The 19,739-nt window shown below is 68.8% G+C and carries 20 protein-coding genes and 2 riboswitches; of the genes, 9 read left to right on the plus strand and 11 right to left on the minus strand.

What is annotated here, in order from left to right:
• Window position 1 precedes the first annotated feature (1 nt).
• Both AC06G6_RS18720 and AC06G6_RS18725 read right to left on the minus strand, forming a co-directional pair.
• Window positions 2-895: an amidohydrolase family protein gene (locus tag AC06G6_RS18720; protein ID WP_479824650.1), complete on the minus strand. Its 894-nt coding sequence runs from the start codon at window positions 893-895 to the stop codon at window positions 2-4.
• 1 nt (window position 896) lies between these two features.
• The gene (locus tag AC06G6_RS18725) at window positions 897-1,832 is read right to left on the minus strand and encodes an SDR family NAD(P)-dependent oxidoreductase (RefSeq protein ID WP_479824652.1); all 936 of its coding nucleotides are present in this window, start codon (window positions 1,830-1,832) and stop codon (window positions 897-899) included.
• 235 nt (window positions 1,833-2,067) lie between these two features.
• Between AC06G6_RS18725 and AC06G6_RS18730 the strand changes: the two genes are divergently transcribed.
• The gene (locus AC06G6_RS18730) at window positions 2,068-2,562 is read left to right on the plus strand and encodes a MarR family winged helix-turn-helix transcriptional regulator (RefSeq protein ID WP_479824654.1); all 495 of its coding nucleotides are present in this window, start codon (window positions 2,068-2,070) and stop codon (window positions 2,560-2,562) included.
• Window positions 2,563-2,613: 51 nt separating this feature from the next.
• Here the strand turns inward: AC06G6_RS18730 and AC06G6_RS18735 are convergent, their stop codons facing one another.
• Window positions 2,614-3,546: a S1C family serine protease gene (locus AC06G6_RS18735; RefSeq protein ID WP_479824656.1), complete on the minus strand. Its 933-nt coding sequence runs from the start codon at window positions 3,544-3,546 to the stop codon at window positions 2,614-2,616.
• Window positions 3,547-3,699: 153 nt separating this feature from the next.
• On the opposite strand from AC06G6_RS18735, the gene AC06G6_RS18740 reads away from it, so the two are divergent.
• Both AC06G6_RS18740 and pabB read left to right on the plus strand, forming a co-directional pair.
• Entirely contained in the window at window positions 3,700-4,269 is a 570-nt protein-coding gene (locus AC06G6_RS18740; RefSeq protein WP_479824658.1) for a low molecular weight protein-tyrosine-phosphatase, read from the plus strand.
• A complete protein-coding gene (gene pabB / locus AC06G6_RS18745) occupies window positions 4,266-6,314 on the plus strand; it encodes an aminodeoxychorismate synthase component I (RefSeq protein WP_479824660.1) in 2,049 nt (682 codons plus the stop codon). The genes AC06G6_RS18740 and pabB overlap by 4 nt, the downstream gene beginning before the upstream one ends.
• A 31-nt stretch (window positions 6,315-6,345) precedes the next feature.
• Here the strand turns inward: pabB and cls are convergent, their stop codons facing one another.
• Window positions 6,346-7,821, minus strand: coding sequence for a cardiolipin synthase (gene cls / locus AC06G6_RS18750; RefSeq protein WP_479824662.1), 1,476 nt, complete (start codon window positions 7,819-7,821; stop codon window positions 6,346-6,348).
• A 93-nt stretch (window positions 7,822-7,914) separates the two neighbouring features.
• Here cls and AC06G6_RS18755 point away from each other — a divergent pair, with 93 nt between their 5' ends.
• From AC06G6_RS18755 to AC06G6_RS18770, 4 genes are all read left to right on the plus strand, one after another.
• Window positions 7,915-8,877, plus strand: coding sequence for an aminodeoxychorismate lyase (locus tag AC06G6_RS18755; protein ID WP_479824664.1), 963 nt, complete (start codon window positions 7,915-7,917; stop codon window positions 8,875-8,877).
• A 162-nt stretch (window positions 8,878-9,039) separates the two neighbouring features.
• Window positions 9,040-9,154: riboswitch (SAM riboswitch) on the plus strand.
• 94 nt (window positions 9,155-9,248) lie between these two features.
• Window positions 9,249-9,476: a DUF1737 domain-containing protein gene (locus AC06G6_RS18760; protein WP_479828761.1), complete on the plus strand. Its 228-nt coding sequence runs from the start codon at window positions 9,249-9,251 to the stop codon at window positions 9,474-9,476.
• A complete protein-coding gene (locus AC06G6_RS18765; protein WP_479824666.1) occupies window positions 9,473-9,904 on the plus strand; it encodes a rhodanese-like domain-containing protein in 432 nt (143 codons plus the stop codon). The genes AC06G6_RS18760 and AC06G6_RS18765 overlap by 4 nt, the downstream gene beginning before the upstream one ends.
• The gene (locus AC06G6_RS18770) at window positions 9,905-11,113 is read left to right on the plus strand and encodes an O-succinylhomoserine sulfhydrylase (protein ID WP_479824668.1); all 1,209 of its coding nucleotides are present in this window, start codon (window positions 9,905-9,907) and stop codon (window positions 11,111-11,113) included. It abuts the gene before it with no gap.
• A gap of 18 nt (window positions 11,114-11,131) precedes the next feature.
• On the opposite strand, the gene AC06G6_RS18775 is transcribed toward AC06G6_RS18770, so the two are convergent.
• From AC06G6_RS18775 to AC06G6_RS18795, 5 genes are all read right to left on the minus strand, one after another.
• A complete protein-coding gene (locus tag AC06G6_RS18775; RefSeq protein ID WP_479824670.1) occupies window positions 11,132-12,322 on the minus strand; it encodes a glutamate--cysteine ligase 2 in 1,191 nt (396 codons plus the stop codon).
• A gap of 123 nt (window positions 12,323-12,445) precedes the next feature.
• A complete protein-coding gene (locus AC06G6_RS18780) occupies window positions 12,446-13,969 on the minus strand; it encodes a UDP-N-acetylglucosamine 1-carboxyvinyltransferase (protein ID WP_479824672.1) in 1,524 nt (507 codons plus the stop codon).
• A 96-nt stretch (window positions 13,970-14,065) separates the two neighbouring features.
• Complete coding sequence (locus tag AC06G6_RS18785) at window positions 14,066-14,869, minus strand: energy-coupling factor transporter transmembrane component T family protein (protein ID WP_479824674.1); 804 nt, start codon at window positions 14,867-14,869, stop codon at window positions 14,066-14,068.
• Window positions 14,866-16,527 (minus strand): ABC transporter ATP-binding protein, encoded by a 1,662-nt coding sequence (locus AC06G6_RS18790; protein ID WP_479824676.1) that lies wholly within the window; start codon window positions 16,525-16,527, stop codon window positions 14,866-14,868. Before AC06G6_RS18790 ends, AC06G6_RS18785 begins: the two co-directional genes overlap by 4 nt.
• 16 nt (window positions 16,528-16,543) lie before the next feature.
• On the minus strand, window positions 16,544-17,218 hold the full coding sequence (locus AC06G6_RS18795) for an ECF transporter S component (RefSeq protein WP_479824678.1): 675 nt from the start codon (window positions 17,216-17,218) through the stop codon (window positions 16,544-16,546).
• Between the two features lie 67 nt (window positions 17,219-17,285).
• Window positions 17,286-17,429: riboswitch (TPP riboswitch) on the minus strand.
• A gap of 194 nt (window positions 17,430-17,623) precedes the next feature.
• On the opposite strand from AC06G6_RS18795, the gene AC06G6_RS18800 reads away from it, so the two are divergent.
• Entirely contained in the window at window positions 17,624-18,169 is a 546-nt protein-coding gene (locus AC06G6_RS18800) for a heme-degrading domain-containing protein (RefSeq protein WP_479824680.1), read from the plus strand.
• Here AC06G6_RS18800 and AC06G6_RS18805 read toward each other — a convergent pair.
• On the minus strand, window positions 18,161-18,925 hold the full coding sequence (locus AC06G6_RS18805; protein WP_479824682.1) for a DUF4386 family protein: 765 nt from the start codon (window positions 18,923-18,925) through the stop codon (window positions 18,161-18,163). The genes AC06G6_RS18800 and AC06G6_RS18805 overlap by 9 nt on opposite strands.
• A gap of 155 nt (window positions 18,926-19,080) precedes the next feature.
• Between AC06G6_RS18805 and AC06G6_RS18810 the strand changes: the two genes are divergently transcribed.
• On the plus strand, window positions 19,081-19,344 hold the full coding sequence (locus AC06G6_RS18810) for a DUF4235 domain-containing protein (RefSeq protein ID WP_479824684.1): 264 nt from the start codon (window positions 19,081-19,083) through the stop codon (window positions 19,342-19,344).
• Window positions 19,345-19,361: 17 nt separating this feature from the next.
• On the opposite strand, the gene mnhG is transcribed toward AC06G6_RS18810, so the two are convergent.
• On the minus strand, window positions 19,362-19,721 hold the full coding sequence (gene mnhG, locus AC06G6_RS18815; protein ID WP_479828762.1) for a monovalent cation/H(+) antiporter subunit G: 360 nt from the start codon (window positions 19,719-19,721) through the stop codon (window positions 19,362-19,364).
• Window positions 19,722-19,739: the final 18 nt, after the last annotated feature.

Consider the following 19,739-nt stretch of genomic DNA (forward strand, 5'->3'; position numbering starts at 1 on the left):
TTCAGCCTCCCAGTCCGAGCAGCCGGACGGCGTTGTGCTTGAGGATCTTGGGCCGGACCTCGTCCTTGAGTGGAAGGTCCGCGAAGGCACCCAGCCATTTCTGCGGGGTGATGAGCGGGAAATCAGTTCCGAAGAGGACCTTGTCCTGCAGCACGGAGTTGGACATCCTCACCAGAGATTCCGGGAAGTACTTGGGTGACCAGCCGGAAAGATCGATGAACACGTTGGACTTGTGCGTGGCGATGGAGTTGGCCTCGTCCTGCCACGGCACCGACGGGTGGGCCATAATGATCTGCAGTTCCGGGAAGTCCGCCGCGACGGCGTCCAGCAGCAGCGGGTTCGAGTAGCCGAGCTTGATGCCGTAGCCTCCGGGCAATCCGGCGCCCATGCCGTTCTGGCCGGTGTGAAAAATAGCCGGGAGGCCGAGTTCCTGCAGGGCTTCCCAAAGCGGGTAGAACTGTTCATTCGAAGGGTCGAAGCCCTGCAGGGACGGGTGGAACTTGAACCCGCGGGCTCCCAGGTCGATAGCCTGGTGCTTGGCGCCCTGGATGGCCTCGGCACCGGTGCGTGGATCCACGCTGCCGAAGGGAATCAGCACGTCGTTGTTCCGGGCCGCACCAGCGATGAGCTCCTTGATGCTGTTGGGCTCGTGCTTGAGCTGGGTGCGGGCATCCACAGTGAACACGACGGCGGCCATGTTCAGTCCGCGGTAGACGTCTGCGATCCGGTCCAGCGACGGCGTCCGGTCCTCGGACTTGAAGTATTTGGCGGACGCTTCGGTCAAAGCCGGCGGCAGGGATTCATGGCCGTGGCCGTCCACCTCCAGGTGGACGTGCATGTCGATCGCGTCGATTCTTGCTACGTCGACGCCGAGTTCATAGCGCTGGGAGGCCATGTCAGCGGACCGCTGCCGGTTCGGGCTTGAGGTCTTCCGGAAGCGGCGGGAACTCCTCGCCGACACTCTGCAGCTTGTCGCCGAAGAGCTTCCCGAAGTCCTCTACCAGGTCCTGGTAGCCCCAGCCGCCCTCGCGGTACTCGGTGACGGCCCCCTCGGGGTGGGTCCAGAGCTGCAGGCGGTCCCCGCCGGCGCCGATCGCCTGCCCGGTGACGCCGGAAGCCTCGTCGGAGGCGAGGAAGGCAATGAGTCCGGCGACGTCGCCGGCGGTTCCGAAACCCAGCTCCTGCCGGAAAAAGGCCGGCATGGCCTCGCCGCGTTCGTCCGCCTCGACGGCTTTCTGGAAGTACGGGACGGTCTTGGTCATGGCGGTGGCGGCCACCGGGATCACGGCGTTGGCGGTAACGCCGGCCTTCTTCATTTCCAACGCCCAGGTGCGGACCATACCGACAATCCCGGCTTTTGCGGCGGCGTAGTTGGTCTGGCCGAAGTTGCCGCGCTGGCCCGTGGGCGAGCCGATGGTAATAATGCGGCCGGCGATGCCGTTTTCCTTGAAGTAGCGGAATGCTTCGCGGGCGCAGGTGAACGTGCCCTTGAGGTGGACATTCACCACGAGGTCGAAGTCCTCATCCGTCATCTTCAGCAGGCTCTTGTCCCGCAGGATGCCGGCGTTGGTGACCAGAATATCGAGCCGGCCGAACTCCGTGACGGCTGCCTGCACGAGTTGTCGGGCAACTTCGGAGCTGCCCACCGGCGCCACGACGGCGACGGCGCGGCCGCCGTCGGCCTCGATGGTCCGGACCGCTTCGGCCGCCACCCCGGCATCCACGTCGTTGATGACGACGGCGGCGCCTTGGCGGGCGAGTTCCTGGGCGTAGGCCAGGCCGAGGCCCCGGCCGCTTCCGGTGACGATTGCTGCTTTCCCTGACAGGCTCATGCGCTGCTCCTTTGCAATGCGCCTTGCGGCGGCTATCCCGGGGAGCCTGCGGTGTGATGCGCGTCTCCCTTGACTGCTTTCAATTAGAAACTCAATCCTTGAAAATGTCAATCATTTATTTATGCATTCAATGCGTCCGCCTTCGTCACTCCGCCGCTCGCCTTTCGCCGCCGTGGCCCCGCATGGGATCATTGAATAATTCAACGACCGGCTGGCTACCCGCCCGAAAGGCACCATGACACTCCAGGCAAATGACGCCAACGAAAGCTCCGGCGGGGCTTCAGAACGGCTGGCGGAATCAAGCATCAGCACTGACATCGGCTTCCTTCTGGCCAAGTTGCACGCCGCCGGCAGCGTACTCAACAACGCCGCCCTTGCGGAGTTCGGGCTGAAAGAGCGGTCCTACTCCGTTCTGGCCCTGGCATGCGGCACCCTGGGACCCACCCAGCGCGAACTGGCAGAGTTTCTCAGCCTTGACCCCAGCCAGATCGTGGCCCTCATCGATGAGCTTGAACAACGCGGCCTGGTCGAGAGAAGGCCGGGAATCTCGGACCGGCGGCAGAAGCTGGTGGCCGCCACAAATGCGGGCCGCGCTCTTCACACTGCCGCCCAGAGGGCAACTCAGGCCGCGGAATCACGCCAGCTGGAAATGCTGACCGGCGAGGAGGTGGCGTCCTTGCGGTCCATTCTCCGCAAGGCCGTCTGGTCAGGGAATCACACCGATAGTTAGTTCGAATATTGGCCGCAACCACGCCATTAGGCGGTTCACGCAGGAGCCCCTTCAGCCGCCCGCGCGCAGTCCCGGCAGCAGCGTTTTCACCGTGTCCGACGCGATGGCGAAGCTGATCCCGTTCACCGTCGTCTGCGAGGTGGGCGCGGCCACCATGGTGTTGATGCCGATCACGTGGCCGCCGCTGTCAAGGAGGGGTCCGCCGGAGTCCCCGGAGCTAATCGGCGCATCGGTCTGGAGCAGGTTGGTCAGCCTGCAGCTCATGCCGAAACCCGTCTCCGCAATGGACGTCCGGCCGGTGGCGGAGATGATTCCGGTGGTGACGCTGGGGCCACCGTCCAGGCCCAGGGCATAGCCGATGGCGATGACGGCGTCACCGGGCGCCATGGATCCCGAGTCCCCCAGCTCCAGCACGGGCAGGTTCCTCACGCCGTCGACCTTCAGCAGGGCCAGGTCGTGCTCGCAGTCCGAGCCGACGATCCGGGCCGTGTGTTCGCTCGCGTCATCAAACGTCACGGTCACGGCGGACGCTTCGCTGACTACGCCGGTAACCAGATGCGCGTTCGTAATGACCTCCCCCGTGCTGCCAATGACTATTCCGGTCCCTTGGGCCATCACCCGGCCGCCGCCGCTGGGGTCCAGCAAGAGGTTGGACTGCGTCGTTGTGGCTTTCACGGAGACCACGGCGGGGAGCGAGGCAGCGAGCAGCCCCTGAATATCCATGGGGTGATCCGACACCGCACCGTTCGTCGAGATGTACCGGTTCACCACAGTCTCGGTGCCCCAGCCGGTGGCGCGCGCCACGAGCAGCGCCGCCCCCGCCCCCACGAGCGCGGCGGCCACGAGCATCCCGAGCAGCGGGACGAAACCGAACATGTACCGGCGGGTCCTCACGGCGCCCGGCGCATCCGGGCCGCGCTCCGCATGCTGCGCCGCCGCCGTAGCCGCGGACACCGGAGGCGGCACATTCGTTCCCAGCGTCATGGGGACATGCTTCCCCCTCCGGCCCGGGCCCGGGTAGGGGCAAAGGCCCCGCCCGCACCCAGCGTGACAGCATAAAATACAAGTGTGACAAGCTTTGTAATATCCGCGGGCCGGAAACTAGCCAAGAGGACCCGCATGATTCATGCTTGCACTATGACCTCAATGTCGAGCCAGTACCGGATCATCGCGGTCTGCACCGGAAACATCTGCCGGTCACCGATGGCCGAGCTGATGCTGGCGGAGGCCATCGCCGCCGAGGGCCTGGCCGGCGCCGTCGTGGATTCGGCAGGAACCACGGCCTACGAGGTGGGCCGCCCGATTGACCCGCGGGCCGCCCGCAAGCTCACCGCCCACAGCATTGCTTCGGACCGCCATGTGGCGCGCGAATGGCGGGCTGAATGGTTCGAGACCCGCGATCTCATCCTGGCCCTGGACGTGGACCATTTCGGCTGGCTGCAGCAGGCTGCGCCGGACCGCGCAGCGCTGTCCAAAGTCCGGATGCTGCGCAGCTTTGACCCGGCCGTCGCGGGAAAGGATCCCCTCGACCAGGGTATCGAAGACCCCTGGTACGGCGGCCATGCCGACTTCGAGCTGACCTGGAACCTGATCCACGCCGCGCTGCCCGGGATCGTGGCGCACGTCCGGGCCGAGCTCGCCGGGCGTCCACAGCCGGACGGGCGGCACCCCGGCACCGCAGGGCAGCCGGTACGCTCTATTTCATGAGTCCAGCACCCGTCATCATCGCCATCGACGGACGCTCCGGCGCAGGCAAGACCACCCTGGCGATCGAACTGGCGGCGCGGCTCCGCGAACACCACAAGGTTTCCCTCTTCCATCTGGAGGACATCTACCCCGGCTGGAACGGGCTCACAGCCGGCATTGAACGCTACGTCTCGACCGTCCTGGCCCCGCTGCACCGCGGCGATCCGGCCGAGTGGGTCAGCTGGGACTGGAACGCGCACTACGACGGCGCCACGCGCACGACCCAGCCGGCCGAAATCGTCCTGGTCGAAGGGGTAGGCGCCGCCGCGGAGGCCGCCCGCCCCTTCCTCACCGCGGTGGTCTGGGCCGACTCGTCCGAACACGAGCGGCGCAGCAGGGCCCTGGCCCGCGACGGCGACAACTACGAACCCTACTGGGATGAGTGGGCCGCCCAGGAGCAGGCATGGCTGGCCGGGGACAACGTTCCCGCCCACGCCGATATCCGCGTGCTCAACCTCGCCGACGGTGCCGCTCCCGCGGAGGTGCTGCAGGCGCTCCAATACCTGCCTGCGCTTGCCCCGACCCTCCTCCCCGAGCTTGGCGCCCGCCGCGGCCTGCACCTCCGCGCCGAACGGATCGACGCCGCCCCGGACCCGGCCCGGCTCTTCGACTCCCTGTTCGGCCGCTCCGCCAATGCCGTCTGGCTCGACTCCTCCCTCGCGCCGGACGGCAGGGCCGCGGCGGAACGGAGCCGCTTCAGCATCCTGGCGGACGACGGCGGCCCGCTCGGCCAGTCGGTCCGGCACAGTTCGGGCACCACCCGCGTCAGCGTCGGCAACGCCAGAGTCCGGACCGAGGGGCCGTTCTTCCGCTGGCTCGACGGGGTCTGGGGCCGCCCTGACCTCCGCGCCCCGGCGGACTACCCCTGCGAGTTCACCCTGGGCTGGCTAGGCTACCTCGGCTACGAGCTCAAACGCGAGACCGGCGGCAGCGATGTCACGGCCGGATCCCCCGATGCCTGCCTGCTGTTCGCCGGCCGCGCGGTGGTGCTGGACCATGTGGACGGCACGGTCTGGCTGCTGGCCCTGGACACCGCGGACGCCGGCGGCTGGCTGGAGACGGCCCGCGCCGCCACCGAGGCATGTTCAGCGCCGGCGGCGGGAGCGGTCGGCAGCGGCAGCGGCGCCGTCGAACCGTCCGCCCCGGGCCCGGACTTCGCCGCACGGGACTCGGAGGTCTCCTACAAATCCAAAATCACCCAGGCCCAGTACGAGATCGCCGAGGGCAACACCTACGAGGTCTGCCTGACCACCGCGCTGGCAGCGGAACTCCCCGCCGCCCTGGACCCGCGGCAGGCCTATCTGGCGCTGCGCCGGAGGAATCCCGCGCCGTTCGCGAGCTACCTGCGGTTCGGGGACCTCACCGTGGCGAGCACCTCGCCGGAGCGTTTCCTGCGCATCACGGCCGACGGCGGCATGCGGGCCGAGCCGATCAAGGGCACCCGGCACCGGGACGCGGACCCCGCCAGGGACGCGCTGCTGCGGCACGAGCTGGAGTCCTCCCCGAAGGACCGCGCCGAGAACATCATGATTGTGGACCTGCTGCGAAATGATCTCAGCCACTTCGCCGTGCCCGGATCGGTGTCGGTCAGCCGGCTTTGCGCGATCGAAAGCTACGCCACGGTCCACCAGATGGTGAGCACCATCGATGCCCGGCTGCGGCCCGGGATGCCGCGGGCCGAGGCGGTCGCGGCCTGCTTCCCGGCCGGCTCGATGACCGGCGCACCCAAGGTCAGCACCATGGGCATCCTGGACCGGCTCGAGGGCGCCCCGCGGGGTGTGTACTCCGGCGCGATCGGTTATTTTTCGCTCAACGGCGCGACCGACCTGGCGGTCGCGATCCGCACCCTCGTGCTCACGGAGCTGCCCGGAGGCGGCACCGGACTCAGCCTCGGCGTCGGCGGCGCGATCACCGCGGATTCCTCGCCGGAGGAGGAGTACGAGGAGATCCGGACCAAGGCCTTCGGGGTCCTCTCGGCGCTCGGCGCGGAGTTCCCGGCCGGCTGACTCCCCGCTCCGGGCTGCCGCGCGTCGCCGGCTACTGCAGCGTCGCCGTCAGCCGGGCGACGTTGTCCACGTACTTGACCCCCATCGGCCGCTTCATCCAGTCCTCGAGCGTCAGCTCGCGCGAAATGTCCCGGTACGTGTCCTCCACGGCGCTGATCCGCTGCACGATGTCCTCCCCCAGGAGCATCACCGAGACCTCGAGGTTCAGCGAGAAGGAGCGCATGTCCATGTTGCTGGACCCCAGCACGGCCACCTCGTTGTCGATCGTGAAGTGCTTGGCGTGCAGCACGAACGGGGCTTTGTACAGGTAGATCCGCACCCCCGCCTCCAGCAGCGCCTCATAGTAGGACTGCTGGGCGTGGTGGACCAGGAACTGGTCACCCTTTTCCGAGACGAAGAGCTCGACGTCGACGCCGCGCTGCGCCGCCGTCGTCACCGCATACAGCAGCGAATCATCGGGGACGAAGTAGGGGCTGCAGATCGAGATCTTGCGCTGCGCCGAGTAGATCAGCGTGTTGAAGAGCCGCAGGTTGTTTTCGGTGATGAAACCGGGGCCGCTGGGCACCACCTGGGCCGTGACGTGCCCGGCGTGCAGCTCGGGCCGGTGCGCGAGCTGGTCCTCGAGGGATTCGTCGGTTTCGCTGAGCCAGTCCGTGGCGAAGACGACGTTGAGCGTGGTGACGATCGGCCCGCGCAGGGACGCCATCAGCTCGACCCATTCGCGGCCCATCTTGCGGTGCCGCGGGTTGTTGTAGGAGGGCTCGATCAGGTTCTGCGAGCCGGTGAAGGCGATTTCGCCGTCGATCACCATGATCTTGCGGTGGTTGCGCAGGTCCGGACGGCGCCACTGCCCCTGCAGCGGGTTCAGCGGCAGCATGGGCCGCCAGCGGATCTTGCTGGCCTTGAGCCGGGCGATCAGCCTGCTGTAGCCCTTGATCCGCAGGGTCCCCAGGTGGTCGAACAGGAGGCGGACTTCGACGCCGCGTTCGGCGGCGTCCTCCATCGCGGTCAACAGCTCATCCGTGACGTGGTCCGAGCTCAGGATGTAGAACTCGGCGTTGACGAATTCCTTGGCGTCCCGGACGGCGGCGGCCATCGCCTTGATCGAGTCCGGGTAGCCGGGCAGGAGCTCCACGCGGTTGCCGTCCACCATCGGCAGCGAGCCCAGTGTCTTGTTCAGTTCCGCCGCAGAGGACACCCATTCCGGGCCCTCGTAGCCGCTTTCCAGCATCGCCAGATCGGAGGTGCCGGCGCGTACCCGGGTGTTCACGGCGTCCTGCTGCGCCCGGCGCTTGCGGGAGAGCCGGAAGTTGCCGAAGAGCAGGAAGAGGACCAGGCCCACGGCCGGGACGAAGAAGATGATCAGGAGCCAGGCCATGGCCGTGGTGGGGCGCCGGTTTCCGGGAATGATGCCCAGGGCCAGCACCCGGATGGCGAGGTCAACGATGGTGAGGATCAGGATCACCCAGGACGGGAGAGATTCCGCCAGGGAAAAAGGCCACAACACAGACGAACCCCTCAAGTTCCAGACCCGCGGAACAGTTCCGGAACGGGCAACCGTCAAATCCTATCCCGCAGCCTGCCGCACTAAGCTGAAGCCATGACTTCTCCTGCTGCCGCCCCCGCCCCTGTCCCGGTGCTGGTCTTCCTGGATCCGGCGTTCGACGGCGGCCGGCTGGCCGACGCCACGAAGCCGCAGCTGATGGCGACGGACCAGGGCGCCACCCGCGGCGACGGGGTCTTCGAGTCGCTGCTGGCCGTGGGCGGGCAGCCCCGCAAACTCCAGGCGCACCTGAACCGGCTGGCCGGGTCCGCCCGGCTGCTGGAGCTGGACATCCCGGCGGAGGACACCTGGCGCCGGGCCATCGCGACGGCGATCAGCGAATACCGGCGCCAGCACGTGCCGGGCGCCGAAACCGTCGGGGACGACGAACTTGTGGTCAAGCTCCTCGTGACCCGCGGCGTCGAAGGTGCGCCCGGGCCCACCTGCTGGGTCCAGGCTTCCGCCCCCGGCCCCGCCGGGAGGCGCCAGCGCGACACCGGGATCGACGTGATCCTGCTGGACCGCGGCTACGACAGCGACATCGGGGAACGGGCCCCGTGGCTGCTCCTTGGCGCCAAGACCCTGTCCTACGCCGTCAACATGGCCGCGCTGCGCTACGCGCATGCCCAGGGCGCGGACGACGTCATCTTCACCTCCGCGGACGGCCGGGTCCTGGAGGGACCGACGTCGACCGTGCTGCTCGCGCACCTGGAAACCACCGACGACGGCGCCGGCGGGGTCCGCACCGTCCGGCGGCTCATCACGCCCCAGCTCGACAGCGGGATCCTGCCCGGCACCTCGCAGGGCGCCTTGTTCACCGCGGCGAAGGCCGCCGGCTGGGAGCTGGGCTACGGCCCGCTGGAGCCCCGCGACCTGTACGACGCCGACGCCGTGTGGCTGATCTCCAGCATCCGGCTGCTGGCGCCCGTCAACCACATCGACGGCAAGGAAATCGGCACCCCGGAGCTGCGCCGGCAGCTCACCGCGGAGCTCAACGCGCTGTACGCCACGATCGAATGATCCGCCCCGCCCAAAAGGCGCCGCGGGGACACCTGGCGGCGGCCCTGGGCGCCGGAACGGGCCGTCGCTGACTGCGAGGATCCGCGTTGTGTGGAGGACCGTTACTTAACATGACGGCGGCGGCGGTGCGGGCCGGCGCCGCAGGTGTTACGTTTTTTGGTGAGTAATGAGAACCGGCGCCAAGCCCTGACTGGCCGGTCGGCAACCCTCCCTTTCGCGGCGGGGTGCCTCAGGTGAATACTCGGCATATCGACCATTCGAGCTGCAAGCGTGAAAGAAGGAGATCCGTCGTGCCTGACGCGTCCGCCCCCGCTGTCCCCGTAACAGCCCCCGCCCCGACCCGCGCTGTCCCCGGTGCCGCCGAGGAGAGACTGGCGTTCCGCCTGTTCACCGGCCCCGATGACCGCGCCTTCTGCGAGCGCGTCTCGGCCGCCCTCGCCGAGGGCTACGTGCTGCACGGCAGCCCGTCGGCCACGTTCAACGGCAGCACCGTCATCGTGGCGCAGGCCGTCGTGCTGCCGGCGGCGATCGCCAGCGCGGACGCCGCCATCGCCAATGCGGTGGATGACCTCGAGTTCGACGGCGAGGGCCACGCGTGAGTTACGCCGGGGACCTCAGCCCGCACGAGGCCTGGGCCAAGCTGGAGGACGGCGCCATCCTGGTGGACGTCCGCACCGAGGGTGAATGGGCCCACATCGGCATCCCGGACACCAAGCCGGCGGGCAGAACGCGTCATGACCCGCTCTTCATCCAGTGGAACCTGGCCGGCGGCATCCCCAATTCGCGCTTCATAGAAGAGCTGAAGCTGCAGCTGAAACAACAGGCCCCGGACGGCGGCGGCACCGAACTGGTTTTCCTGTGCCGTTCGGGCGCCCGGTCCATCGCCGCGGCGATCGCCGCAACGGAGGCCGGGTTCATCTCCTACAACGTCCTTGAGGGCTTCGAAGGCGAGCCGGACCGCTACGGCGAACGCACAGTCAACGGCTGGAAAAACCGCGGCCTGCCCACCAACCTTGGAAAGCACTAAGTGACCTTCAACCCTGACGCCACCGGCTGGAGCGCCGACACCCAGGCCGTCCGCGGCGGACTCGACCGCACCGGCTTCCAGGAAACGTCCGAACCGATCTTCCTGAACTCCGGCTTCGTCTACGAATCCGCGGCCGCCGCGGAACGCGCCTTCACCGGCGAGGACGAGCGCTTCGTCTATTCCCGCTACGGCAACCCCTCGGTGGCCACCTTCCAGGAACGGCTCCGGCTGCTCGAAGGCACCGAGGCCTGCTTCGCCACCGCCTCGGGCATGTCCGCGGTCTTCACTGCCCTCGGCGCCCTGCTGGCCGCCGGCGACCGGGTCGTCGCGGCCCGCTCGCTGTTCGGGTCCTGCTTCGTGATCCTCAACGAGATCCTGCCCCGCTGGGGCGTCGAGACGGTCTTCGTGGACGGCCCGGACCTGGAGCAGTGGCGGTCCGCGCTGTCCGAACCGACGACGGCGGTCTTCTTCGAGTCGCCGTCGAACCCGATGCAGGAAATCGTGGACATCGTCGCCGTCAGCGACCTGGCCCACGCCGCCGGGGCGACGGTCGTCGTCGACAACGTCTTTGCCACCCCCCTGCTGCAGCGCTGCGGGGAGCTCGGCGCGGACGTGGTCGTGTATTCGGGGACCAAGCACATCGACGGCCAGGGCCGGGTGCTCGGCGGCGCGATCCTGGGCACCAAGGAGTTCATCGAGGGCCCGGTCAAGCAGCTCATGCGCCACACCGGCCCGGCACTCTCCGCGTTCAACGCCTGGGTGCTGACCAAGGGGCTGGAGACCATGGCCCTGCGCGTGAACCACTCCTCCGCCTCCGCGCTGCGGCTGGCCGAATGGCTTGAGGAGCAGCCCGCCATCAGCTGGGTCAGGTACCCGCTCCTGCCGTCCCACCCGCAGTACGAGCTGGCCGCCCGGCAGATGAAGGCCGGCGGCACGGTGCTGACCTTCGAGCTTTCCCCGTCCGCCGGGCGTTCGGCGAAGGAGGCGGCGTTCGCGCTGCTCGATGCGCTGCGGATCATCGATATCTCAAACAACCTGGGCGATTCCAAGTCGCTCATCACCCACCCCTCCACCACAACGCACCGCGCCATGGGGCCCGAGGGCCGGGCGGCGATCGGGCTCAGCGACGGCGTCGTGCGCCTCTCCGTGGGTCTCGAGGACCTCGAGGACCTGACCCGCGACCTCGGCCAGGCGCTCAAGCAGGTGTAGGGCTGTTCCGGTCCGCCGTCAGGGCCGGCGGCGGACCCGGCCCAGGGAGGAGCCCTGGTCCGCAGGGTCCCCGGTGACGGTTCCCCCGGTGGTCACCTCGACGGCCCGGTCGACGACGGCGGCGAGCCCGCCGGCGTGGAACGGCGCCCGCTGCAGCTGCGATCCGGTGCCCTCCGCCAGGATCCGGCCGACGCCCGCCCGCACCAGGTCCAGCTCACCCTGCTCCTCCAGCACGGGGGCCACGAAGTCCACCAGCGCGTGGACCACCTCCGCGGCGGGGGCCGGGGTGAAGGTTCCGAAGTCGAGCAGCTGCCCTCCGAGGCCGCAGTTGCTGGCCTGCCAGGCGGCCATCCGCAGCAGCAGCGTCGGCACCGGGGCGGGATCGACGCCGTCGTTCCATTCCCGGGACGCCGACTCGACGAGCGCCCGCACCAGCACGGCGATCAGCGCCGCGTCCTCGGCGCGCAGGCAGACATCGGCGACCCGGATCTCCACGGTGGGATGCTGCCGGCACAGCCGCGCGTCGAAGTAGATCATCCCTTCGTCCATCAGGACGCCGCTTTCGATCAGCCGGGTCACCACCCGCCGGTAGACCGGCAGGCTGCCGAAGATCATCGTGGGACCGGACCCCGGCCAGCGGTTCCAGGCCTGCGTGCGGTAGCTTTCGAACCCGGTCTCCGCGCCGTTCCAGTAGGGGGAGTTCGCGCTGAGCGCGATCAGCACCGCGAGCTTGTCGCGGATCCGGTCCATCACGGCCACGCCTTCCTCCGGAGACTCCACGAAGGTATGGACGTGCAGCCCGCAGGTCAGCTGGTTCCGGACCGTGAGTCCGAAGCGCTGCTGCATGGTCAGATAGCGCTGATTCGGCGTCAAGTGCGTGGCGGAGCCTTGCGGCGAGGTGGCGAGGGCGGCGACGCGGCCGCCGTGCACCCGGGCGGCGCGGTCCGCGAGGGCCCGGCCCTCATTGAGCTGCCGGAGCAGTTCGGTGTAGTCCAGGCACGGCCGCGTCTGGGTTTCGATCTGTTCGAGTTTGAGTTCGTAACTGAAATCGGTGCCAACCCCGACGTCATGCAGCTTCGTCGGGTCAACGGGGCCCGCGTCCTGCTTCGGCGGGACCAGGCTGGGCAGCATGACATCGGCGAGGGCAAGCAGCATCCCCGTTTCCGGGTCAACTATCAGCAGTTCTTCCTCCACGCCGAAGGTGCGCATGTCTCTATTGTGCGTCAGGATCCGCCGAAACGCGCTACCTCAACGGGGGGTCACTCCGCGCCCATGCGGCGTCTCCCGATGGGCGCGGAGTGACCCGGCGTTGCCCGGATTAGTCCAGCGGATTCAGTCTTGGAAGTACTCGATTTTCGCGCCGATGGTGTTGAGCCGCTCGGCCAGATCCTCGTAGCCGCGCTCGATCACGTAGATGTTGCGCAGTTCCGAGACGCCGCGGGCGGCGAGCATGGCCAGCAGCAGGCAGGCCGCGGGGCGGAGGGCCGGCGGGCAGCCCACCTCGGCAGCGCGCCATTTGGTGGGTCCGTTGACGTAGATCCGGTGCGGGTCGAGCAGCTGCACCTGGGCGCCGAGTTTGTTCAGCTCGGTCAGGTAGATCGCCCGGTTGTCGTAGACCCAGTCGTGGATCATCGTCTGGCCTTGGGCGTTCGCGGCGATGACCGCGAAGAAGGGCAGGTTGTCGATGTTCAGCCCGGGGAAGGGCATGGGGTGGATCTTGTCCTCGGGGGCGCGCAGTTCCGAGGTCCGGGTGGTGACGTCCACCAGCCGGGTGCGCCCGTTCCGGGCCAGGTACTCGCCGGACACCTCCAGCCGCTGGCCCATCTGCTCCAGCGTCGCGAGTTCGATTTCCATGAACTCGATCGGGACGCGCCGGATGGTCACCTCCGAGTTCGTGACGATGCCCGCGGTGATCAGGCTCATCGCCTCGATCGGGTCCTCGGAGGGGAAGTATTCGATGTCGGCGTCAACGGCGGGGCGGCCGGTGATCTTCAGCGTGGTGGTCCCCACGCCCTCGATCCCGACGCCGAGCATCTGCAGGTAGAAGCAGAGATCCTGCACCATGTAGTTGGGGCTGGCATTGCGGATGACGGTGGTGCCGCTGCGGTGGGCGGCGGCCATGATGGCGTTTTCGGTGACGGTGTCGCCGCGTTCGCTGAGCACGAAGGAGCGGTCGAGCCCGTCCGACGGCGGCGCCTGCACGGCGTAGAAGCCGGCCGTGGCCTCGACGCTGAGGCCGAACTGGCGCAGCGCCTGCATATGCGGCTGCACGGTGCGGGTGCCGAGGTCGCAGCCGCCGGCGTAGGGCAGCCGGTACTCGCTGGATTCATCCAGGAGCGGGCCCAGCAGCATGATGACGCTGCGGGTCCGGCGGGCCGCCTCGACGTCCATCGAATCGAGGTCCAGCACGGCGGGGCGGCGGATCTGCAGGTCGTTGGCGTTGAGCCAGGTACATTCGACGCCGATGCTGGTCAGCACCTCGACGATCCGGTTGACCTCCTCGATCCGGGCGAGCCGCCGCAGGGTCGTGGTGCCGCGGTTGATCAGGCTGGCGCAGAGCAGGGCGACGCCGGCGTTCTTGCTGCTGTTCACGTCCACGGAGCCGGACAGGGTGCGGCCGCCCTCGACCCGGAGGTGCGTCATGGCCGGCCGACCCACCTTCACAATGCTCCGGCCGAAAATGGATTCGAGCCGCTGGATCATTTTCAGGCTCAGGTTCTGCTTGCCCTGTTCCATCCGGGCAATCGCGCTCTGGCTGGTTCCCAGCTCGGCGGCGAGCTGGCCCTGGGTCCAGCCCTTCTGGCCACGGGCGTCGCGGAGCAGGGCGCCAACTTCTTCAGCAGTCTCTTGAGTCATATCCGGAAAATATCACGAATGATCTAATAAACTCCTGAATTCCGCCCGGAATGCCGTTAATCTCACAGGAATACCCGCGCCGTGCGATAACCGCAGCTACTGCCGGGCGAGGAAGACCATGTTCCAGGTTCCCGCCGCCAGCGAGGCGGCGACGGCGGCCCCGGCAATCAGCACCCCGCCCAGCAGCACCCAGGCGTCCACGCCGCTGACCGTCGATTTCCGGGCCCAGGTCCGGTGCGCGCCGCCGAAACCCCGGGCCTCCATGGTGACCGCGAGCCGGGAGGCGCGGCGGACGGCCTGCACCAGCAGCCCGAAGCTCTGCCCCAGGGTGGCGCGGAGCCGCTGCAGCGGATTCCCGTGGGAGCCCACGCCGCGGGCCCGGCGGGCCATGCCGATGGTCTGCCATTCTTCGGCCATGAGTCCCACGAGCCGCATCGCGGCCAAAGTTCCGAGGACGAAACGGTGCGGCAGCTTCGCCTTCTGCGCGAGGGCGTCCGCCAGGTCCGTGGGGTCCGTGCAGCTCATCAGCAGCACCGCCGGCAGCGCGATGGCCAGGCCGCGGATCATGAACCCCACCCCGAGCTCGAGGGAGCCTTCGCTGATGGACCAGATCCTGGCGTCGAACAGGATACTCCCGCTGTCGGGGGCCAGGATCGTGGTGCTCCAGCCTCCCACTGCGGCGGCCAGGATCAGCGGCCAGCCGCGCTGCCAGAGCAGGGCGAGGGTCAGTCCGGCCAGCGGCAAAAGCGCCAGCTCGAACGCCAGGGCCACCGAGGCGGACACCCAGTCGATGGAGAGCGCCAGCACCATCGTGATGAGCATGACGGCGGTGAATTTCGCCAGCGGGTTGGCCCGGGTCAGCACGGCCTGGTTGCCGCGCAGCGTCAGTTCCTGCCTCATGGCGCGGCCACCTTCCCCTGTTGCCGGGGTCCCGGGTCCCGGTCCGGTTCCCGGTGTTCCGGGGCCCGGAGGCTCAGCTCGGTGCCGCCGAGGACCGCGCTGAATTCGGCATCGTGCGTCACGGACACGACGGCGGTGCCGTCGTCGAGCAGCTCGGAGAGGAAGGATGCCAGCTCGGCCCAGGTGTTGGCGTCCTGGCCGAAGGTGGGTTCGTCCAGGACGAGCACCCGGGGATGGGCGGCGAGGACGGTGGCCACCGACAGGCGCCGCTTTTCTCCGCCCGAGAGCGTGTAGGGATTGGCGTCCACCAGCTCCGTCAGCCGCAGCCGCTCCAGCAGTTCGTCCACACGCTCCTCGCCGCGGCCCAGGTGCCGGGGTCCGAACATCAGCTCGTCGAACACCCGGCCGGTGACGAACTGGTGCTCGGGTTCCTGGAACACGGTGCCGATCCTCGCGATCAGCTGCTGGGCCTTCCACCGGTACGGATCGATCCCGGCGCCGGCGCTGAGTTCCACGGTGGCGGAGACCCTGCCGGACACCGGCGCGAGCAGCCCGGCGAGCGTGAGGGCGAACGTGGACTTCCCCGAGCCGTTGGGCCCGGTGATGGTCAGGGCCTCCCCGGCCCGGACCTGGGCCGTGATGCCGGACTGGACGGGCTTGGGCGGGATGGGACGGAAGCCGCCGCGGAGGCCGGACCGCCGCGGGCGTTCGCGCGACACGGCCAAGTCCTCCGCGGCCAGCAGCAGCTGCCCCGCGGCGCCGGCGCCCGCCGCTAATGCCCCGGCTGCGCCGGGGTGCCCGGTCTCCCGGGTGCCGCCGCGCGCGCGGGTCGGGGGCACGTAACCCGGCACCCAGACGCCCGCTGCGGTGAGCATGTCCCGTGCCTGCGCCAGGACCTGGTCCGGCGGCCCGTCGATCAGCACAGCGGAGTCCGTGGCCGAGCCGGGCTGCAGAACCACGATCCGGTCCACGAGGTCCTTCCAGACCGAGACCCGGTGCTCCACCACCACCAGGGTGGCGCCGGTTTTGTCCAGGCAGCGGCCGACGGCGTCGCGGACCTCCAGAACCCCGGCGGGATCGAGGTTGGCGGTGGGTTCGTCGAGCAGGATCAGCCCGGGGCGCATCGCCAGGATGCCGGCGAGCGCCAGGCGCTGCTTCTGCCCGCCGGAGAGCGACGACGTCGGGTGGTCCAGCGGCAGCCGGCCCAGCCCGACGTCGTCGAGCGCTTCCGCCACCCGTGACCAGATGTCCGCCGGGGGCACGGAGAGGTTCTCCGCGCCGAAGGCGACGTCGTCACCCAGGCGCGAGAGCACCACCTGGGTTTCCGGGTCCTGCTGCACCAGCCCGGCCCGGCCGCGCCGGGACCGCGGCGGGGCACCGTCGATCAGCAGGCTGCCGGACTCGTCCGCGTCCTCGGCGTCCGCCGCGGCGCCGGATGCCGGGTCTGCGCCGCCCGCGGAGCTGTCGCCGAGCACCCCGGCCAGGGCGTGGAGCAGCGTGGACTTGCCGGCACCCGAGGGTCCCAGCAGGAGCACGCGCTCCCCGGGCCGGATGTCCAGGTCCAGGCCGCTGACCGCGGGCCGGGACCGGCCGGCGTGCCGCCAGCCCCAGCCGCGGGCGGTGACCGCGGCCGGGCGGACCGTATCGGAGGATGTCATGGTCGGTGTTCGGACGTCAGGAGAAGACCGGCTCCGTGGCGGCCCGGCGGGAGGCAAAGGAACTCAGCACACCGGTCCTGGCCAGGCCGCGGGTGGCGAGCCAGGACAGCCCGCCGGCGATCACGGCGCCGGAGATGGCGGTGAAAATGATGTACGCGAGCTTGTCGCCGCTGGCGTAGGCGATGTTCCAGCCCCAGGGCATAAACGCATCATTCAGGCCGCAGAACAGGCCCGCCCCGGCACCGGCCAGCAGGGACACCGGCAGGTTGAACTTCTTGTACATAAAGGCGGCGAAGACCAGCTCGGCGCCAAGGCCCTGCAGCAGGCCGGAGATGAGCACCGTGGTGCCGTACTGCGAGCCCATGATCAGCTCGCCGGTGGCGGCCACGGCTTCGCAGAACAGTGCGGCGCCCGGTTTCCGGATAATGAGCATGCCCAGCACCGCGGGGATCATCCAGCCGCCGGCGTAGAGCCCGGTGAGCGGCGGGTAGAACGCGTTGACGGGGGCGGAAATGAGGTTGGCGCCCTGGGACCAGGCCCAGAAGATCACGCCGCCGGCCACCGCGATCAACGCGGCCACCACAATGTCCACCACACGCCAGTTGTGGCTGCGCTTGGCGGGCGTCGCGGATGGTTCGTGCCTGGATGGTTCGTGCCCGGCTGGTTCTTGCTTGGCTGATGTGTCAGTCATATCGTCCTCCTGAGGAACAGGAGGGGAGAGTGACCCGGGGATCGGCGGCTTCCGCCGCTGTCCCGCGCACTCTGAGAACTCGACTCCCTTGCGCCGGTACTAACCGGATCAGGTTCGAGGGTCTGCGGCTGTCCGCACTCTCAGCGCCCACCTGTGGTTTCCCCGGATTCCTCCGGTGATGCCCGACGGCGGCGCTCCCCTGTCGTATCTAAATATCGCCCTTGTGGGCGTGGACCAGTTTACACCCGTGACGGGTTGTTTTCCGGGGCCCGCCGTCACAATCCGCCGGCGTCGGCGCCGGTGACCCGCACCGGCCGGCTTGGTAGAGTCGCACCAAGCACGGGAACTCCGGACGCCGCGGCCTGCCGGCCACCCGCGGCGGCCATCTAACGGAAGCTGAATCATTTGACCAACTCACCAGTGTCCTCCCCCGACTACGACCCGGACTCCGCGGAACCGCAGCCGCACGGGTCCCTGGGTGCGCTCATCGGCCGCATCCTGGCCGAAATGGAGGAGCTGCAGTTCCGGTCGTTCAGCAAGGATGACGCCCTGGACCTCGGGCTCCTCCTGGTGGAACTGGGCCGGCGGCGTTCGCACCCGATCGCCATCGATATCACCAAGGGTGAGCAGGTGCTGTTCCACGCGGCGCTCGAGGGAGCCACCCCGGACAACGAACGCTGGATCAGGGCCAAGCAGCGCACAGCCGTGCGGTACGAGGTCCCGTCGCTGCTGGTCGGACTCCGCGCCCGGGCCGCAGGGGGAAGGATTGAGGACAACGCCTGGTTCGACCAGCAGGAGTTCGCCGCGCACGGCGGCGCCTTCCCCATCTACCTGCGCGGAACCGGGATGGTCGCGACCGTCACGGTCTCCGGGTTGCCGCAGAAGGCCGACCATGAGCTGGTGGTCGAGGCGCTCTCGGAAATTCTCGGCCGCTCCGGGACATCAGGCTAAGCAGCCGCGGTTGCCGCTCCGGGGCGTCCGCGCCGCCAGCCGGATCAGCGCAAGCCCCACGGCCACGAACCAGACCCACAACAGCACCCCGTAACCCCAGTAGAACTCCGGGACGGCGTGCCGCAGCGCCTCCGCGACGACGCCCAGTCCGCCGGTCGTTATCCCGAGCCACGCGAGGGTCCGCGGAAGCACCCCCTGCAGCATGACAAGGGAGATCAGCAGGATGCCGAGCGCGGACAGGACGCCGACGACGGCGGGGGTGTTGTTCTCCGCGACGACGGCTTCGGCGGCGGTTGCGTAGCGGAGCCGGGCTGCGTCGTCGTCCGCAGCGGTGTACCGGTCACTCAGGTACACGAGCACCAGGGAGCCCCGGCTGGTGACGGGGACGGCGAGGATCAGCGCCCACGACAGTCCGCCGACCACCGTGGCCAGCAGTGCCAGGCTCTTGTCGAGCGGGGCGAGCGCCACGAAAAGTGCCACGAACACCAGCACCGGCAGGATGTTCGGCACGATCCACAGCAGCTGTTCGGCGAGGTAGATCCCCTTGTTGAGTGCGATGAATTCCAGCGTCTCGGCCCCTCCGTGGACCGGAGGCGGGGCGGCGAAGTCCAGGACCAGGGCGAGAATCAGCAGCGCCACGAAGAGCACCGAGGATATGCCGGCCCAGAGATAGAGCCGCCGCCAGGACTGGCCGTCGGCCGATGGCGCGGCGGGCGGCGAGGCGTGGCCCCGCGGTCGGGTGTTGGGCTGGTCCATGCTCGAAGGTAGGACCGGGCCCGCCCGGCCGAACAGGGGCGTTGGTCCCGCGCCGCCAGCCGGAGCAGAGGCGGTCCCGCGTCCCTGGCCGAACCGCCCGGCCGGGAAGGCTAGGCTAGGGGAAGCCCTGTTTCCCCCACAAGGAGTTGCGAAGAATGAACATCTTCATCAAACTGCTCGGCACCGGCATCAGCCTGCTCGCCGGCTACGTCGGCACCAAGCTCGTTGACAACATCTGGGAGAAAGCCACCGGCAACCAGCCGCCCAAGGGCCACGACGACGATGTGCCCACCACGCTGCACTCGGCCCTGACCTTCGCGCTGATCTCAGCGGGCGTCAGCGCCATCATCCAGGTCCTTGCCAACCGCGGCACCCAGCGCGCGATTACCCGCTTCGCCAAGTCGCAAGACGTCGTTTAGGGCGTATTGTCCAGAGCTCACCGCCCCGCGGTGGCCTCGTCGCCGTCGTCGTCGGTGAAACCGCGCTTGCCGGCCGCCTGCTGCACCACAGCCTCCAGTTCGTCCGTGCTGAGCAGCTCCGGGTGCAGGTGCTTCGTCCGGTAACCGGCGCGGCCGACCATGTGCGCCGACACCGGCACGGTGAGCAGCTGGAAGATCCACGCCACCACCAGCACCGGCCAGACCCACCAGGTGCGCATTTGCAGGCCCAGCGCGAAGAGCAGCAGGAACAGCCCCAGCACCTGCGGCTTGGTGGCTGCGTGCATCCGGGTCATGAGGTCCGGGAAGCGGAGCAGGCCCACCGCCGCGGCGAGGGACATCAGGGCGCCGACCACCATAAAGACCGCCGAGACGGC

Source organism: Arthrobacter sp. CJL-S3 (genome assembly GCF_056711635.1).

Coding starts and splice junctions, on each gene's coding strand:
- AC06G6_RS18720 (WP_479824650.1), bottom strand. CDS start 895: ATGGCCTCCCAGCGCTATGAACTCGGCGTCGACGTAGCAAGAATCGAC.
- AC06G6_RS18795 (WP_479824678.1), bottom strand. CDS start 17,218: ATGACTGACACATCAGCCAAGCAAGAACCAGCCGGGCACGAACCATCC.
- AC06G6_RS18810 (WP_479824684.1), top strand. CDS start 19,081: ATGAACATCTTCATCAAACTGCTCGGCACCGGCATCAGCCTGCTCGCC.
- AC06G6_RS18785 (WP_479824674.1), bottom strand. CDS start 14,869: ATGAGGCAGGAACTGACGCTGCGCGGCAACCAGGCCGTGCTGACCCGG.
- AC06G6_RS18790 (WP_479824676.1), bottom strand. CDS start 16,527: ATGACATCCTCCGATACGGTCCGCCCGGCCGCGGTCACCGCCCGCGGC.
- AC06G6_RS18780 (WP_479824672.1), bottom strand. CDS start 13,969: ATGACTCAAGAGACTGCTGAAGAAGTTGGCGCCCTGCTCCGCGACGCC.
- AC06G6_RS18725 (WP_479824652.1), bottom strand. CDS start 1,832: ATGAGCCTGTCAGGGAAAGCAGCAATCGTCACCGGAAGCGGCCGGGGC.
- AC06G6_RS18740 (WP_479824658.1), top strand. CDS start 3,700: ATGACCTCAATGTCGAGCCAGTACCGGATCATCGCGGTCTGCACCGGA.
- AC06G6_RS18730 (WP_479824654.1), top strand. CDS start 2,068: ATGACACTCCAGGCAAATGACGCCAACGAAAGCTCCGGCGGGGCTTCA.
- AC06G6_RS18775 (WP_479824670.1), bottom strand. CDS start 12,322: ATGCGCACCTTCGGCGTGGAGGAAGAACTGCTGATAGTTGACCCGGAA.
- AC06G6_RS18735 (WP_479824656.1), bottom strand. CDS start 3,546: ATGACGCTGGGAACGAATGTGCCGCCTCCGGTGTCCGCGGCTACGGCG.
- AC06G6_RS18805 (WP_479824682.1), bottom strand. CDS start 18,925: ATGGACCAGCCCAACACCCGACCGCGGGGCCACGCCTCGCCGCCCGCC.
- pabB (WP_479824660.1), top strand. CDS start 4,266: ATGAGTCCAGCACCCGTCATCATCGCCATCGACGGACGCTCCGGCGCA.
- AC06G6_RS18755 (WP_479824664.1), top strand. CDS start 7,915: ATGACTTCTCCTGCTGCCGCCCCCGCCCCTGTCCCGGTGCTGGTCTTC.
- mnhG (WP_479828762.1), bottom strand. CDS start 19,721: ATGGTGGTCGGCGCCCTGATGTCCCTCGCCGCGGCGGTGGGCCTGCTC.